Below are 16,342 nucleotides of genomic sequence, written 5' to 3'. Positions count from 1 at the left end.
GAACCATAGAAGGCTTCGTCCATTTGCTCTCTGGTTTTTTCCTGTTTTCGAATCTCTACCATCATATAAGCTAAAGTGGCATATACATAAATTCAACTAAACAGATTTAAATAGTAGTTTAGAATAGCAATTGCCACGATTTATAGTTATATTACTTACCACAAATAATGAGGAGATGAAAAATGCTTGGAATCGATGATCCACAAATATGGATAGCGTACGTTCTTTGTTTTTTAAGTGCGCTAGGCTGTATAATATATGGAGCCCTGAAATGGAACGAAGAAGATGATCAGGATGAGGTGTGTTAATGGCAGTAAGTACACCGGTACTCGGGGTTGTTGTCCTGATCTACATGATGATCATCTTCTATCTTGGATGGCTTGGGTACAAAAGGACAAAGGAATCCGAAGATTACATGGTTGCAGGCAGGAAAATCCATCCCTACATCCTGGCTGTTTCGTATGGAGCCACTTTTATCAGTACTTCCGCAATAGTAGGATTCGGAGGTGCGGCAGGTGCACTTGGAATGGGCTTGCTATGGCTGGCTTTTATGAATATTCTTGTAGGTATATTCATAGCATTTGTGGTATTCGGAAAAAGAACACGCCGGATGGGCTTGAAGCTGGATGCAGTCACATTCCCGGAATTGCTTGGAAAAAGATTCCAGTCACGCTTTATCCAGGGATTTTCAGGTGCCCTTATTGGTATATTCATGCCTCTTTATGCCGGCATCGTATTGATCGGCGGTGCGAGATTCGTAGAAGCGACATTGAATATTAATTATGATGTTGCTGTGCTTATTCTTACTGTTATTGTCGCGGCTTATGTTATAACCGGAGGACTTATTGCAGTCATGTATACAGATGCCCTGCAAGGAAGTCTTATGTTCGTCGGAATGGCATTTTTACTTATATTTACTTATATTAAACTCGGAGGCATAAATGCAGCTCATTCGGCACTTACATCAATGAGTGGCATGGTTCCAGAAAGTCTTGCCAACGGGGGACATCTCGGATGGACAGCCATGCCTGCATTCGGATCACCCATATGGTGGACGCTTGTATCAACGCTTGTGCTTGGCGTGGGAATAGGAGTACTTGCACAACCCCAGCTTGCCGTCAGATTCATGACTGTCAAAAATAAACGCGCACTCAAGAGAGCTGTGCTCGTAGGAGGACCTTTCATTCTGATGATGACAGGAGTGGCTTTCACAGTCGGTGCACTTTCAAACGTCTATTTCATGAAGACAAAAGGCGTGATCGCTGTTGTAGCTGCAAAAGGAAACATTGATGTAATCATGCCTGAGTACATCAACAGTGCCATGCCCGACTATTTTGTGATATTCTTCCTCCTGACATTGCTTGCAGCAGCCATGTCAACATTGAGCTCCCAGTTCCATACAATGGGAACAGCAATTGGACATGATTTTTATCGCCAGTATCTAAAGAAAGGAGAACTCGGACAGAGCATTAACATTACCCGTGCGGGTATTGCAATTACCATTATTGCAAGCGTAATACTGGCATATGTACTTCCAATAAGCATCATTGCAAGGGCCACAGCAATCTTCTTTGGGCTTTGTGCAGCAGCATTTTTGCCAATGTATGCGGGTGCACTCTTCTGGAAGCGTATGAACAGACAGGGAGCAACAGCTAGCCTGCTTGTCGGAACTTTCAGTAGTCTTTTATGGCTTACATTCGTGCATGCAAAAGAAGCGAGTGCCCTGGGAATCAGTAAAGCCCTGTTCGGTGTGGATACCATACTTACGGGTACCTGGACAGTAATTGATCCAATACTTATCGCAACTCCCGTGGCGATAATCGTTGCTGTGGTAGTGAGCCTGCTAACAAAACCGGATGCACAGGAACACATTGATGCATGCTTTGAGAAATAATATCTAATGGGGTCAATATGCCCCATACTTTTTTACATATAAATTTGGATTTGGATAAAACTGATCTTGAGACTTGCTGTTCATTTATTTTGATTTTGTTCTGTTGTTTCCGAGAACATCATCTCATTCCCAGTCATCAAGTACGCTTTCTGCCAGCAGCACAGAAACATCCTTCATCTTCAGCTCCTCATCCTTTGACTTGGAAACGCCTCCCATATGATGCATACAGAAGGGACAGTACGAAACCATCATATCCGCCTTATCCTTGTAATCACTAATCGACAGCATGGCAATATCGGTTGCTATATCCGGGAAGTTTGGTTTAAGGCCGGCCGGTCCTCCGCAGCAGACCTGCCTGCCATCGAAGAGCTCCTTTACCTCCACACCCATGCTAGCCAGAATACCGCGTGGAACATCCTTTGACTCTCTCATGGGGCATGCATCCCTGACTGAAACAGTATAATCCAGCTTCTCTGGTTTTAGTGTGCCATCAGCGATCATGTCCTTGAAGATGTTGAGAGAATGCTCAACCTCAAAATTCAATTCCCTGTAAAGTTTCGGATACTCACGACCCAGGACCAGATAGCAACCAGGACATGAAGTAATAACTTTACTGATTCCCAGGGATTCAATATAATCAACAAAGTTTTTTGCATGCTCGGCCGCCTGTTCGAAATGGCCGTTGTCTATGAGGAAAAGCCCACAGCATTTCTCTTCCTTCATTATCATCGGCTTGATACCTGCATGGTTAAGAAGCCTTATTGTTGCCCTAGCTATATCGGGCTGGCTGTGTGCCACCCAGCAACCTGCCATGTAGGCGATATCAGAGTTTTCAGCAATTTCAAGATCATCGGTAACCCAGTCAAACCTCTTTGCAGGGTCCATACTGCCGGGACTATTCCGGTAAAGGATGTTCTCGGATATCATTGTAGTCTTTTCAGGCTCCTTTCCCTGTTCTGCCAGCAATTGCCTCTCGTACTGGATGATATCCGTTATGGGAATATCCATAGGACATACGTCATCACAGGCACCGCAACGTGTGGAAAGGTAGATGTTATCAAACTCATCCTGTGACAGTTTCCCACCTGCAACAATCTTTGCAAGACTCTCAATTTTACCTTGGGGCGTGAAACGATTGCCTTCTGTCACCACATTGGCCGGGCATACATCCCAGCATTTCTTACAATCAATACACGAACTTATTTCTTCCTGAAAACGATGCATCTGATCACCATAAAAATAAATGTAACAAAACAAACGCTAACTTAAATCACTTATCCCAATAATCTTTTTCTCTTTTCTCATCGACCAGGGCTTTTAGCTCTTCAGGATACGGATACAGGAATGCATCCTCATAAGCATCTTCGCCCTGAGAACGAGATGCGAACATTCTCAATAATTCCATAACAGAATCGTCACTTATACTATTATTGCTATAACGCCCAAGCATGTTTTCAAAAAAAGATTTCTCCGCAGGGATTGTATCTGCAAACATGGAAAACATATTCCTTGCAGTATCCATTTTCAAATCCAATGAGCCGGGCTTTCTCATTAACTGTTTTAATAAAGATTCATATTCATTGAACAACTGTCTGACTTCTTTCCCTGAACCCAGTAATTCTGACATTTCTTCTAAAATTTCAGTATTGTAGCTCATGAAAAGAAAACGGTTGTTTTTGTGAAACTTAAGCAAATCTTCAAGATAGGACTCTTTTTTCACCTGTCTGAAAGTCGCAAAAGTGTATAAATAAGTTAGAAAATGATGACGTATGCGGCTATTACGCAATCTCTCATTCTCTTCGATAGGATAACCAGGGTATCTGGCAATAACCTCTCCGGCAAACAGTCCTGCACTTTTTTCAACAACCGGAGACATACTTATCCCAGAGTATACCTTGACGTTTTCGATTCCCATACTTGGAGAAAGACCTTTGAATATGAAACCGTCCATACCTCCAAGCTCATTAAGGAAATTGTCAGTAAAAGTATTCATCTTCTCAGTGAGGTCTTCACCTGTTTTTGGCTGGACGAGCCGATACTCACCATCTTGCTTAATTATCCTCAAAGTATCCCTCGGAACCCCCAGTCCAATCTCAACTTCCGGGCATACTTTGATGAAATCTACAAAAGGTATCATATCACGCACTATCTGAGAAGGAATAACCTGACCGTTATATCGCACGTTATCAAACTCAAGACATCTACTTACAAGAACAATGGGCTTTGGAAATTTTCTCATGTAAATAATATTGTACCTGATTGATTATAATGATGACCTCTTTTCTGTAGATGAATTTTCTTATGAAGTTTTAAATGAAGCAAGTAATGCCACCATGAAATCCCAGACCTTTCGAACTGACGGGATATAAAGTCGCTCATCGGGAGAATGTGGGTTCTTTATGGTAGGACCGAAGGATATCATATCCATGTCTTTGTATTTGGAACCGATAACAGCGCATTCCAGACCTGCATGTATAACCTCGATACGCGCGTATTCACCAAACACTGAGAAATATACTTCTTTGCATCGCTGGAGAAGCTGTGAAGACATATCAGGTTGCCACGCCGGATAACCAGAACCATGTGACCATTTGGCCCCGTATTCAACGGCAACTGAGGTAACCTTTTCAGTGATCACGGCAAGTCCCGAGTCAACTGAACTGCGCTGGCTTGATATTACTACCAGCTCACCATCTTCTATATTCACAGTCGCCAGGTTATTTGAAGTTTCAACGAGACCGGGTATTGCGGGAGATATGGAAGCAACCCCATGTGGCAAAGACAGCAGAAGAGCCAGAGCCTTATGAGCAAAAGTATCATTTATTGCCCTCATATCCATTTCTACCGCATACTCTTCAAGAATCACTGAAAGAGAATGCTCAAGATCCACATATTCAGCTTTCATCCTTTTTTCAAATGCAGATATTGTAGAAAGAGCAGTCTCCATGGAATTAGGTGTAAGAGCAATGATCGCTTCCGCATGTCGTGGAATTGCATTGTGTGCAGAGCCGCCTTTAATATCCATGATCATGATATCCACATCGCCGGTAAGTTCCTTCAAGACTTCTGCAATCAATTTGTTGGCATTTGCTCTCTTTTCATGGATATCAACGCCGGAATGTCCTCCTGCAAGTCCATCTACCACCAGCCTGAAAAGCGATCTATCTTCCGGCACTGGTGAATATCCCAGTGACATCCTGATAGTTGAGTTCAAGCCACCTGCGCAGCCAACGGTAAAAACACCCTCATCTTCCGAATCCACATTCAGCAATATTTTTCCGGAGATGAAATCGGGCATCAGGGCATTAGCTCCGGTAAGACCAGTCTCTTCATCAACAGTGAAAAGCAACTCAAGCGGTGGATGGCTTACGCCAGTATCCTCTGCAAGAGCCAGAGCGATGGCAAGTGCTATTCCATTATCTGCTCCAAGAGTAGTCCCCTGTGCTTTTAACCAGTCACCTTCGATAACGGGTACAATTGGGTCTTTTGTAAAGTCGTGGTTGCACCCACATGCTTTTTCGCATACCATGTCCATATGTCCCTGAATAACTATCGCAGGCAAATTTTCATATCCTTTTGAAGCCGGAACCCCGATAACTACATTATTGACGCTATCGAACTTTACTCTAAAACCCTTTGCTAATGCCCATTCTTTCAACCATGTGGCTATTTTCTCTTCATTTCCTGAAGGCCTTGGAATGCTGCTTACTTCCCTGAAAAGGGCAAGGATCTTTTCTGTGATTTCATCCATGAATTAACCTGCCATAATCTTGAATCTAAAATACTGAACCTTGAATTACAAATATAAGGTACAGTTATTGTGATATATTGCCTGTTCTGTATAAATTATATCATACAACAAAGATAAGAGTAATCTTAACAATTCTTCCTTTAAGGACAAAATGTGGATAATTGAGGTTACAATGTGGATATTTCTGAAACTATTAGTGTAATTATGGGTGATATCGTTGAACAAAAAGTCGATGCCATAGTGAATGCAGCCAACAATTCACTTCTGGGTGGTGGAGGAGTGGACGGAGCCATCCATTATGCTGCAGGTCCGCAACTTCTGGAGGAATGTCGCACCCTTGGAGGATGTCCAACAGGAGAAGCCAGGATCACAAAAGGTTACAAGCTTCCTGCAAAGTGGATTATACACACTGTTGGTCCTGTATGGAAAGGAGGACATTACAGGGAGGAACAACTCCTTACCGACGCATACAGGAATTCACTTATCCTGGCTGAGGAACATGATGTTAAAAGCATTGCTTTTCCTGGAATCAGCATTGGAGCCTATGGTTTTCCGGTAAATAAGGCGTCAGGACTTGCTGTGAGCACTATACTTGAATATCTCAATGCAGAGAGCTCACTGGAAGATGTCAGGCTCATCTGCTTCAATGAGAATGCATACCATTTTTATTCAAGTATGCTGGAAGAACAGGTTTCTCAGTTCGTAACTATTCAGCCTGATAAAAACACTATCAATAGCAATCTTGACAAAAAGTTGAGACCTACATTTTATTAGGATCATTAATTTTGATTGTTGCCATTGATTGCTTTTTTGATTCTTAGGTTGTTAGTGAGCAGACATCTCTATTTCGATGAAATCAGTACCAATAGGCAAATCGTGCCAGGCTGAATAGTTACCTCAGTTCTAAATTTAATGAAGCGTGAAAGTAGAACACATATTATAATGATGATGATTACCATATACTCCATAGTAGAAATATATAAGTAATATGAATTGCTGATGAACTCTTGTTAAGTTTAGCCATACAGAAAAAAGTTACGGATAAACTATTATCAGTATGGTAAGGTTGGTTGGTTGGTGGTGTGGTAAATAATGGTTCATGGTGGTACCATAATTTACCCAAAAACGAAACCCGGCAAGTCAGGATTCCCGTAATCATCAAAAACGGAAAAACGAAAGTTACCCTTTCAAAAACGTATTCGGGAATCCTGTCTGTTGGATCCTTTTTTTCTTTGCCTATTTTATACGACATAGCATTATTGTCGGTGATTTTTACGCATAAATAATTTATTTTACAAACCAGATATAGGAAGCCATGAACCTGCTGATCGTAAAGAACATTTCAAGAGAAGGACCCGGAATACTTGAAGATATTTTAATTGAAAGCAGGATTTCGTATGATATTACCGACCTTGAAGCCGGGGACAAAATCCCATCTCCTGAAAATTATTCTGCCATCATAATCTTTGGTGGACCGGACAGTGCCAACGATGCAAGCAAAAAGATGATTCTGGAACTGAAGATGATAAAACAGGCAATTGATTCAGGCATACCCTATCTAGGCATCTGTCTTGGCATGCAGGCACTTGTTAAGGCATGTGGAGGTTCTATACATGTTAACAATGTCAAAGAGATAGGTTTCACAGGAGAGGATGGTGACTATTATTCAGTTAATATTGCAAAAGAGAATTTAAACGACCCTCTGTTCAATGGTCTTAAAAATCCCTTAAAAATATTCCATTTGCATGGTGAAACAGTAAAAATGACTGAAAAAATGCAATTACTAGCTACCGGGAAGTACTGCAGGCATCAGATAGTAAAAGTAAGTAAAAATGCCTATGGAATACAGGGACACTTTGAACTGACACCAGAAATGTTCACAACATGGCTTGATAACGATTCTGAACTAAGGAAGATGGACAGAGACACACTGGAAAAGGACTTTAAATTGTTTGCGGATGAGTACAGTAACAATGGAAAGAAACTATTCAACAATTTCCTGCAAATTTCCGGCTTGATCTAAGTTTAGTTCATAATTTATTGAAGAATAAACTCATAGTTGATTCAAAACTTTTTTGTACCAGTTGGAGAAATAACAATCAATGAAAATTCCACAAACACTGGATACAAAAAGATTGATAATCAGAAGGTATGTGGAAGAAGATCTTAAAGGGTTACATCTTTTTTTCAACAACGAGGAAATAACCAGTTCCACTGACATGCCCCTCCACCGGAGCCTTGAAGAAACTAAAGCATTTCTTGACATGATTATACAATCATACAGCACTGATGAGCCATTCTTTGCAATGGCAATCTGCAAGAAGGACGAAGAGAAAGTAATTGGCTCATGTGGTTTTGCAAAAATGGATTTCGCTGCTGATGCACAGATATATTATGCCCTTGAACCTGAGTTTCGAGGCAATGGATACGCCACTGAAGCAGTAGAGAAAATGATTGAATATATGATACTGGTTCATGATATCAAAAGAATATCCGGCATTGTTAATTAAACATAGCTAGTTCTTTATTCCTATATTTCATCAAGAGCAAAACGGAGATTTTTAGCATTTCAAGACTTTTAGTATAACACTTTGACTTTCTCCTTAGTCTTGCCAGGAAATGCCTAAATATGCTGTTGTATCCTTCAACAGTATATGTTTCTGCTTTTGATCGAGTATGGATGTTTCTGGGGACTAACTTGGCATATGCCCTCCAATAATCCGTCATTACTTCCCCAACCTCTTTTGTCTTTAACTTTTTCCAGAGTTTTTGTCCTGTTTTTGTTCCTCTGCTGCCAAAAGAGCAATCGATGAATTTCTTCCCATATCTATCAACAGCAATCCATATCCAGCAGTAGTTTTTTTATTCCCAATATAAGTATGCATCTCGTCCAATTCCACAACAGAAATCTCATTTTCACTTTTTAGATCCTCTAATTCACTACCAAATTTTCGAATCCATTTTTGAACAGAAACATGACTAACGCCCAAAAAACGTCCAATTGAACGAAATCCCAACCCCTCCAGATAGAGTTGTAAAGCCTGTCGCTTAACAGATACGGGGCTAGCGGTGGATTTTATATCTACTGAATAGTTGTATCCACAATCATGGCATTTGTAGCGTTGTCGACCATCAATCCTACCGTTCTTCTTATGACTGGAACTCTTACACTTTGGACAATTCATATATAAAAAGAGGCCATCATATTATATAACGATGTTTAATTACCAAAGCCGAATATCCATTTACTGTGCTCCTGAGAATCTTGCCTCAATGAATCTGGCAAAGAGAGTAGGAATGGAATATCAGGGCATTATCAGAAAAGATGACAAAGATGCTAAGTATTTTCTGTTGACACGGGAAAAATATCTTCGTGGAAACTAAAGCGTAAATAAAATACTTAATCAAAACACTACCTTGTTAATGGATTTTTTAGTTACTTTTTAACAAGTTAATTTTGGTTCTCTTTGTAGCGGAATGGAGAAAATGAATGTACTCCCTTCCCCCGGTTTACTTGTTACCCACACATTGCCCCCATGAAGTTCAACGAACTTCTTGACAAGGGAAAGACCAAGACCAGTACCTTGATATACTTTTGAAGTGGACGAATCCAATTGTGTGAAAGGCTTGAACAGTTTTTTCAGGTTATCTTCTGAGATTCCAATGCCGGTATCTACGACCTCAACATGTAGCATATCATGCTTGGTGCTTGCACTAAAGCTTACGTTGCCTTGTAAATCTGTGAACTTTATTGCGTTGTTCACAAGATTGTAGAGTGTCTGCTTGAGCTTAATTTTATCCGCATAAATAATTGAAAGTTGATTATTAACAGTATATTCCAGTGTGATGTTCTTTTTAGCGGCCATTGGATCAAGTATATCTTTCACTTCTTTAAATATCGAAAATATATCAACTTCCTCGCAATGAAGCTCCATTTTTCCAGCCTCTACCTTGGAAAGATCGAGTATGTCGTTGATAAGCTCAAGCAAGTGTTTTCCACTGTTTGAAATGTTACCAACAAATTTGGATTGTTTTTCGTTGAGACTGCCAAAGTTTTTAATTCGAAGCATATCAGAAAAACCTATAATAGAGTTAAGTGGAGTCCTTAGTTCATGGCTCATGTTTGCAAGGAATTCACCCTTAACACGATTTGATTCCTCTGCTGCAAGTTTAGCAAGCTTGATAGCTCGCATTTCATCATCGATTTTTTTAAGAGCGGTGACATCTGTGTAAAATCCCACTGTACATGTTTTTCCATCTACCTGAGCATGAAAAACACTTATATCAACGTAAATTGTTGTTCCATCCTTACGCAGACATGAAATATTTGTTAATGAGGTTTTTTCACCTGTTTCCGGGACTTTTAATTCAGACAGGACTTGTTCTAAATCATTCTGTGGATGAATGTTAATTGTTTTTTGTTGCATTAATTCTTCTTCAGTATATCCCAGCATACTGCATAGCGCCGGATTAACATATCTGAATTTTCCGGTGGAAACATCTGATACATTTATACCTTCAACGGCACCTTCAAAAATATTCCTGAATTTTTCCTCACTGTCCATGAGTTCTTTTTTATTTGCTAGTATGCCCTTATCAGTTTTATCTAATATAATAAAGTAGAATATGAACAATATTCCAAAGATTACAAGGGATCCGATAACAATAACTTTCAAGTTGCTAGCAAATACCTTTTTATCTTCAGTGACATCCTTCATTATGATCATATAGCCCACTTCATCATCTGATGCATCCATCAACGGAACTAGTGCAAAGTGCCATGTTTTCCCATTACTCTTGAATTCCGGAGCTGCTTCTGGTGAAATCTGACCATGGCCTAATTTTTCATTTTTAATGATATTATCTAATTCTTCAGGAAGCGCCATAGTGCTGTAAATTAAAGCTTGCGTGGGATAAAAACTCCAATTCCCATCTCTACCAAGCATTTGCATGCCATTTTCCCACTTCGCACAATCAAGTTTATCCTTGTAGATAAAAACAGCTATTTCTGAGTCGGATTTGTAAGCAACTGAGTTCAGAATGTCTTCAATTTCTTTACCTAGCTCAAAGTATCCAATCAGTGTCTCGTTTATGTATATTGGTTTCACTACACGCAGCGTGAAAGTACCCAGCGACCCCAATTCAATACCACTAACGACATCTCCTGTTCTTTCGGCTTCACGAATAGTAAAGCGATCGACAAAGCCACCCTTTTTATCAGGATTATGAACACGCACAAGATTCACACGATCAGGTCCCTGGAAGTAAATATGTGTTACATTGTGTACTGAGGAAAGCCTTCTGTACATATTCTGGGAAGTAGCCATTAGTTGTTCAACATCGCGTTTCTCTAATGCTGTTTCAATTTTTTCGTTCTCGAGAATCCAATTCATTTCCTCGGCTAATATGATTGACTGCTCTTGCAGCGAATGATTGTATTCTTCAGAAACAAAAATTGTCGTAAGCTGGATATGCTCATCCATCTTCTGGTTCTGCTGCCACCAAAAAATACCCGAGAAAGCAGCAATTAGAATAATGGCTGCAAGCACCAAAGGCACTAATAATTTCCAGAGAATTAAATTTGAAGATGTACTACTATTGGAACGTGCAAATCTATTTTTTATCTTTTTGGATGCAGTTTCTTTATCCATAATAAGTTACCTTCATCAACTCAAATTCTTTGATTTGCTTTTCATTCCTTTTCCCTGATCACGACTGCAGAAACAGTCGCAAATTCCTATTTTAGTGCACATCCTTGAGAAACGCATTTCATAAAATCATATATACTTATATAGTGAACCTTAAATCAGGAGTATATTATATTAATACCTCCATAATACTAATTATATATAACCATATTTATCTTCACTGCTGATGGTAGGGCTTTTTAGGCAATATTAGGTATAACTAAATTAAGCCCAACTAAATCACAAAATGGTGAAGATTACTTTAAAACTTATTTTCTTGGTCCCTATTTTATTCTTAACTCCTTAATGCAAAGTTCACTCAATTAAAATAACAAAGTATAAATATATATTATAATATACTGTTTTTAAATAGTTTTTGGGTGTGAGGATGAACATAATAATATTTTCCCTGAATATTTACAGGAAAATGATGCTATTTTTCCTGATATTAACACTTGTATACTCATGTATTCTGATTACATCGGCAAATTCCGTTGTTAGCATATCACCATCTACACAGGAAGTATATGCAAAACAGAATTTCGATGTCTACATCAATATAGAACCAGATATACCAATAGCCGGTGCACAACTGGACATTTTATTTAACAATAACATGTTTTCTGCAAATGATGTGGATGATGAGGGATTCTTTGAACAGGGAGATTCCATGTCAATTTTTATTGGAGGAACAGTTGATAATCCGCAAGGAAAAATCAACGGTTTGTTTGCCGTAACACTTGGACAGGATGAGATAAGTACCTCTGGAAACTTTGCGCACATCACATTCACTGCAAGCAATAACACAGGAAATTACATTATCAGTCTTTCCAATGTGATATTAAGTGATTCTGAAGGAAAGGCTGTTCCAGTGACTATTCAGAACTCACAGGTTAAGATTCTGGGAGCTTCATCCACTTTAGTACAGGAAACCATTACCACCTCAGGTTGCGGAGCCGGTGGTGGTGGAGGCAATCCCGGCGAGAATATTGAGAATATTGACATTAAGGAAGTAGAGAAACTATATATTACCGGAGACTCAGAAGTCATTTATCTCTTTGATGAGAACGCAAATCCCATTAAATTTATCCGTTATAGATCATTGAAGAATGCAGGGTTCATAACAAGCACAATTGAAGTGCTTAAAGATGTATCATCAACTATTTCCGAAAAACCAGAGGGTACAATTTACAGAAATATCAATATATGGCTTGGAAAAGCAGGCTATGCAACAGAAACTAACATGAAAGACATGAGAATCTCTTTTGCAGTCCTTAAAAAATGGATTCTGGTAAATGATGTTGAAACAACTGATATACATTTGAAAAGGTACCATGAACATAAATGGGAAACACTCGAAACTAAAATGACTGGAGAGAATGAAGATTTTGTGATCTTTGAAGCGATAACCCCTGGATTTTCACCATTTGCCATAACTGCAGATGTACAATTTGAAAAAACGATGGATGAAACTCTTTCAAATAAGAAAAATGACAACGATATGATTACGCAGGAGGAAGATGAAAAAGAAGACAGCCTGTTTCCAAAGAACTCCATTTCAGCCTCAACAGATGAAGATTCAGCAAAACTTGCGCAGAACAGCTCACTAATTCTTTGTATGTCAATGTTCATCCTTTTACTTTGCAGACGTGGCAACGTTGTTTAAGTTTATTGACCAGGTTTTCTGAAAAAGCATAAATCCTGTCCACACCTTCTTTAAAGAGGAGAAGTAGAAAAATGATAGGAATAATGTCTGATTCACACGATAACATGGATGCCATCAAGGCTGCTGTGGAACTGTTCAATAAGAAGAAGGTCAAGACTGTCCTGCATGCAGGTGACATCATTTCCCCTTTCACTGCAACAGCTTTTAGCAAACTGGATGCAGATATGTATTTTGTTTTTGGGAATAATGACGGTGACAGATTGTTACTAAAAGAAAAATTTGAAGAATTGAATGCGCAATGTTGTGGCGACTTCGGTGATCTGGAGATTGATGGAAAAAGAATTGCGCTTCTTCATGGAATATATGAGCCTCCAGTAACTGCTCTGGCAGAATCAGGAGACTTTGATATAGTAGTCAGGGGACACACACACCATGCCGGTGTCACAAAAATAAACGAGACGTTATTGATAAATCCGGGTGAGACCGCAGGAGTGCTCACCGGAAAACGTACGGTGGCACTTCTTGATCCCGAACTTGGTGTTGAGATTGTAGAAATCTAAGAAAATATTTAGTGGAAGCTGCTTTAGAGCAGCTCCGATACCTTAGACAAAAATTCCTTAACCTGTGCAGGGTCAAGGTCAAGATCCTTGTTCTTTTTGATATCCAGATCAGTTAGAAGTATGTGTTTTCCAATTGGAATACCTGCTTCTTCCATTGTTGCTTGTGCACAGTTAAGAGGGCAACCATCGATGACAATGATGGACTCGCAGCCTTCTGCAGACTTAACAAGACCGTTTACTTTGCCACCGACCCCTACAGTACACATCATATTACCAACGCCCTGCTTGTGTAATTCAACTGCAACGGCATTGCTTAACTGACCAACATTAGATGCACCGGCACATGGGAATATTCCTACAATGGAAGCGCCACATGAACACTTTGCATTCTCAGACATAGGTATTACTGTGTTATCCATTCAATAACCTCATTCACCTTTGGTACCCTGCCAACGATCTTTACATCGCCGTCTACAACGACAGCAGGAGTAATTAGCACACCATATGCAAGTATACCATCCATATCCTCAACCTTCACTATCTCAGCATCAACACCTGCTTGCTCAACAGCCTGTTCAACGAACTTCTTTGTCTTGTTGCATTTAGGACAACCAGTACCTAATATCTCTATTTTCATATTTTCATCTCTTTAATTTAAATAATCACGTTTATAGCGTGAAAGTCGCAGGATCTCACACAATCAATACAATACTTGCACAGACTCGGCCTTGCCGGAAAACATATCCCATCCTTTAGTTCAAGGACATCATTCTGACACGCATCCACACATGAACCACAGCCAGTACATTTGTCACCTTTAACAGTAATGAGCACCATTTTGTGAACACTTCCTTTTTTTAAGGATAATATCAGTACCCTCTCTTTAATATTGTTATCAGTTCGTCAGGATTGGGCATGTTCTCCTGTATTTTATTACAGGTAGTCTCTACGTCATAATCACAACGTATGATCTCAGCTTTTGAACTGGTAGTATCGAACACCGCACAACTTGCCCGCCAGTCACCATCTCTGGGCTGACCTGTAGAACCTGGGTTTATTATTAGCATATCTTTGAATTTTTTGATAAAGGGAATATGTGAATGACCTATACATAGAACATCTGCGTCAATCTCAGATACCATTTCTTCCAGATCTGACTCTGATGTCTCCGGCTTCATGTATTCATAATTGGATCTTGGACTTCCATGTGTGAAGTACAGCCTCATTCCATCTATCATTTTCTCAATACTGAAAGGAAGCTGGCGAAGGAACGCCATTTGTACTTCTGTTGTCATATTCCAGGTGTACTCTCTCGTTGCTATGGAAAGGTGCTTGTACTTGTAGCCACAACCACAATCTATTCCGGTCCCAACGGCAGCATCGTGGTTTCCAAGCACGGTTTCAATATTATTCTCCCGGATAAGAGCAATACATTCAGAGGGAGAAGGACCGTAATCCGCAATATCACCAAGACAGAAAACTTCATCATGAGGCACTTTTAACACTGCATCAAGGGCCTCTTTGTTAGCATGTATATCAGATATTAATAGTAATCTCATATTTTCACCAAAACTTTCACCGAAGCTTTCCTTTTATGTTTATCATATAAAGTACGTTCCAAACACATATCCTGATATCGTGGCAATTACAACAACAAGCGATATGTATGCCATACCTTTTTTCATACCCATTATCCGGCTTATCACAATCATATTCGGAAGGCTCAGGGCAGGACCTGCAAGAAGCATTGAAAGTGCCGGACCTTCACCCATTCCAAGCTGGGTAAGAGCACTGATTATAGGCACCTCTGTCAGGGTAGAGAAATACATAAGGGCAGCAGATACCGAGGCTATGATGTAAGAGCCTGCATCAGCTCCACCCACATATTCTACAACATATTCATCAGGAATGATTTCCACAATTATTCCTGCAAAGAATACACCAACCAGAAGCAGGGGAGTTATCATTTTTACAAGGAACCATGTCTCACTCATCCAGCTCTTTCTTTCTTCTGCAGTGAACAATTTAAAGGAGACATATACAGTAATTAGTATCAAAGGAATCTCAACAATAACCTTGGCTGTCCATGTTGTCAGGATCTCTGGAGCTACGAGAATTGCAAGCAGTAGTACAAAAAGCCATGCACTGTGAGCATGCTTTTCTTCGCCGAATGTCTGAATGCTCTTTCTTTCAATGTTCTTTTTCTCGTATATGAACGCCATCATAATTCCGATAAACACTGAAAGAAGGATTGCTATGATTGCCCTTGAGACTCCAAGGTCATAGCCCAGAATCTTAGCTGTGTACACTATTGCAAGAATGTTTATTGCAGGAGCTGAGAACAGGAATGTTGTGGCCGGACCGATACCCGCACCTCTCTTGAAGATACCTGCAAACAAGGGCAGTACCGTACAACTGCAAACCGCAAGAAGACAGCCTGAAACTGCTGCAACAGTATAGGAAATATACTTTGGTGCATCTGCACCGAAGAACCTAAGAACCGACTCTTTCGAGAACAACGATGCTATGGCACCTGCAAGAAAAAAGGCCGGCACCAGACATAAAAGCACATGCAGAGCTAGATACTCCTGTAACGATGCAATACCAACGGATATAAGATGCGTTATATAGGGATCCATCATTTCAAATAATGTTGAAACTGTATATATAGGTTGTGGCTTCAAATATTTTTGAAATACTATGTTCCAGCATTCTATAATTATAGAAGTATAACCTCTGTAAAAATAGATATTGTCGTGCGGATTTTTATAGAAACTTGTTGTG

Annotated in this window: 18 protein-coding genes; 8 read left to right on the top strand and 10 right to left on the bottom strand. The window is 39.8% G+C overall.

Translation table 11 applies throughout. The annotated features are described in order from the left end of the window. Window positions 1–182: 182 nt before the first annotated feature. Entirely contained in the window at window positions 183–308 is a 126-nt protein-coding gene (locus V7O67_RS08925; protein WP_406669900.1) for a symporter small accessory protein, read from the top strand. Next, entirely contained in the window at window positions 308–1,894 is a 1,587-nt protein-coding gene (locus V7O67_RS08920; RefSeq protein WP_406669899.1) for a sodium:solute symporter, read from the top strand. Before V7O67_RS08925 ends, V7O67_RS08920 begins: the two co-directional genes overlap by 1 nt. Window positions 1,895–2,017: 123 nt before the next feature. On the opposite strand, the gene V7O67_RS08915 is transcribed toward V7O67_RS08920, so the two are convergent. The 3 genes from V7O67_RS08915 to V7O67_RS08905 are packed head-to-tail and all read right to left on the bottom strand — an operon-like array spanning window position 2,018 to window position 5,645. Further along, window positions 2,018–3,118 (bottom strand): (Fe-S)-binding protein, encoded by a 1,101-nt coding sequence (locus V7O67_RS08915; protein ID WP_406669898.1) that lies wholly within the window; start codon window positions 3,116–3,118, stop codon window positions 2,018–2,020. Window positions 3,119–3,164: 46 nt separating this feature from the next. Next, a complete protein-coding gene (locus V7O67_RS08910; protein ID WP_342305184.1) occupies window positions 3,165–4,133 on the bottom strand; it encodes a DUF523 and DUF1722 domain-containing protein in 969 nt (322 codons plus the stop codon). 60 nt (window positions 4,134–4,193) lie between these two features. Next, a complete protein-coding gene (locus tag V7O67_RS08905; protein ID WP_342305185.1) occupies window positions 4,194–5,645 on the bottom strand; it encodes an aminoacyl-histidine dipeptidase in 1,452 nt (483 codons plus the stop codon). A gap of 174 nt (window positions 5,646–5,819) precedes the next feature. On the opposite strand from V7O67_RS08905, the gene V7O67_RS08900 reads away from it, so the two are divergent. The 3 genes from V7O67_RS08900 (at window position 5,820) to V7O67_RS08890 (ending at window position 8,155) form a co-directional block, all read left to right on the top strand. Continuing rightward, on the top strand, window positions 5,820–6,419 hold the full coding sequence (locus V7O67_RS08900) for an O-acetyl-ADP-ribose deacetylase (protein WP_342305186.1): 600 nt from the start codon (window positions 5,820–5,822) through the stop codon (window positions 6,417–6,419). A gap of 541 nt (window positions 6,420–6,960) precedes the next feature. After that, entirely contained in the window at window positions 6,961–7,668 is a 708-nt protein-coding gene (locus V7O67_RS08895; protein ID WP_342305187.1) for a type 1 glutamine amidotransferase, read from the top strand. A 79-nt stretch (window positions 7,669–7,747) separates the two neighbouring features. Further along, the gene (locus tag V7O67_RS08890; protein WP_342305188.1) at window positions 7,748–8,155 is read left to right on the top strand and encodes a GNAT family N-acetyltransferase; all 408 of its coding nucleotides are present in this window, start codon (window positions 7,748–7,750) and stop codon (window positions 8,153–8,155) included. Here the strand turns inward: V7O67_RS08890 and V7O67_RS08885 are convergent. After that, window positions 8,148–8,830, bottom strand: a protein-coding gene (locus tag V7O67_RS08885) for an IS1 family transposase (RefSeq protein ID WP_342303728.1) whose coding sequence is annotated in 2 segments (ribosomal slippage) — window positions 8,148–8,501 and window positions 8,504–8,830 — 681 coding nt in all. Because the reading frame shifts where the segments join, the coding sequence is not laid out codon by codon here. The two genes, V7O67_RS08890 and V7O67_RS08885, sit on opposite strands and share 8 nt — an antisense overlap. A 31-nt stretch (window positions 8,831–8,861) precedes the next feature. Here V7O67_RS08885 and V7O67_RS08880 point away from each other — a divergent pair. Then, the gene (locus tag V7O67_RS08880) at window positions 8,862–9,029 is read left to right on the top strand and encodes a GNAT family N-acetyltransferase (protein ID WP_406669897.1); all 168 of its coding nucleotides are present in this window, start codon (window positions 8,862–8,864) and stop codon (window positions 9,027–9,029) included. Between the two features lie 59 nt (window positions 9,030–9,088). Here the strand turns inward: V7O67_RS08880 and V7O67_RS08875 are convergent, their stop codons facing one another. Then, window positions 9,089–11,296 carry an ATP-binding protein gene (locus tag V7O67_RS08875; RefSeq protein ID WP_342305189.1) on the bottom strand — a complete coding sequence of 736 codons (2,208 nt, stop codon included), beginning with the start codon at window positions 11,294–11,296 and terminating at the stop codon, window positions 9,089–9,091. 424 nt (window positions 11,297–11,720) lie between these two features. On the opposite strand from V7O67_RS08875, the gene V7O67_RS08870 reads away from it, so the two are divergent. Then, window positions 11,721–12,998 (top strand): PGF-pre-PGF domain-containing protein, encoded by a 1,278-nt coding sequence (locus tag V7O67_RS08870; protein WP_342305190.1) that lies wholly within the window; start codon window positions 11,721–11,723, stop codon window positions 12,996–12,998. A gap of 71 nt (window positions 12,999–13,069) precedes the next feature. Next, window positions 13,070–13,558 carry a metallophosphoesterase gene (locus V7O67_RS08865; RefSeq protein WP_342305191.1) on the top strand — a complete coding sequence of 163 codons (489 nt, stop codon included), beginning with the start codon at window positions 13,070–13,072 and terminating at the stop codon, window positions 13,556–13,558. A 23-nt stretch (window positions 13,559–13,581) separates the two neighbouring features. Here V7O67_RS08865 and V7O67_RS08860 read toward each other — a convergent pair whose 3' ends face one another. The 5 genes from V7O67_RS08860 to V7O67_RS08840 are packed head-to-tail and all read right to left on the bottom strand — an operon-like array spanning window position 13,582 to window position 16,200. Next, on the bottom strand, window positions 13,582–13,977 hold the full coding sequence (locus tag V7O67_RS08860; protein WP_342305192.1) for a putative zinc-binding protein: 396 nt from the start codon (window positions 13,975–13,977) through the stop codon (window positions 13,582–13,584). Then, entirely contained in the window at window positions 13,962–14,195 is a 234-nt protein-coding gene (locus tag V7O67_RS08855; protein ID WP_342305193.1) for a thioredoxin family protein, read from the bottom strand. The genes V7O67_RS08860 and V7O67_RS08855 overlap by 16 nt, the downstream gene beginning before the upstream one ends. A 17-nt stretch (window positions 14,196–14,212) precedes the next feature. Continuing rightward, window positions 14,213–14,395: an ATP-binding protein gene (locus V7O67_RS08850; protein WP_406669896.1), complete on the bottom strand. Its 183-nt coding sequence runs from the start codon at window positions 14,393–14,395 to the stop codon at window positions 14,213–14,215. 32 nt (window positions 14,396–14,427) lie between these two features. Further along, a complete protein-coding gene (locus tag V7O67_RS08845) occupies window positions 14,428–15,117 on the bottom strand; it encodes a metallophosphoesterase family protein (protein ID WP_406669895.1) in 690 nt (229 codons plus the stop codon). Between the two features lie 42 nt (window positions 15,118–15,159). After that, the gene (locus V7O67_RS08840; RefSeq protein ID WP_406669894.1) at window positions 15,160–16,200 is read right to left on the bottom strand and encodes a permease; all 1,041 of its coding nucleotides are present in this window, start codon (window positions 16,198–16,200) and stop codon (window positions 15,160–15,162) included. Window positions 16,201–16,342: the final 142 nt, after the last annotated feature.

It is taken from the genome of Methanolobus sp. ZRKC4 (assembly GCF_045291305.1).
In the GTDB taxonomy this organism is placed as follows: domain Archaea; phylum Halobacteriota; class Methanosarcinia; order Methanosarcinales; family Methanosarcinaceae; genus Methanolobus.
The sequence above is the reverse complement of the archived record's forward strand: the minus strand, read 5'-3'. Positions and strand labels throughout refer to the sequence as shown.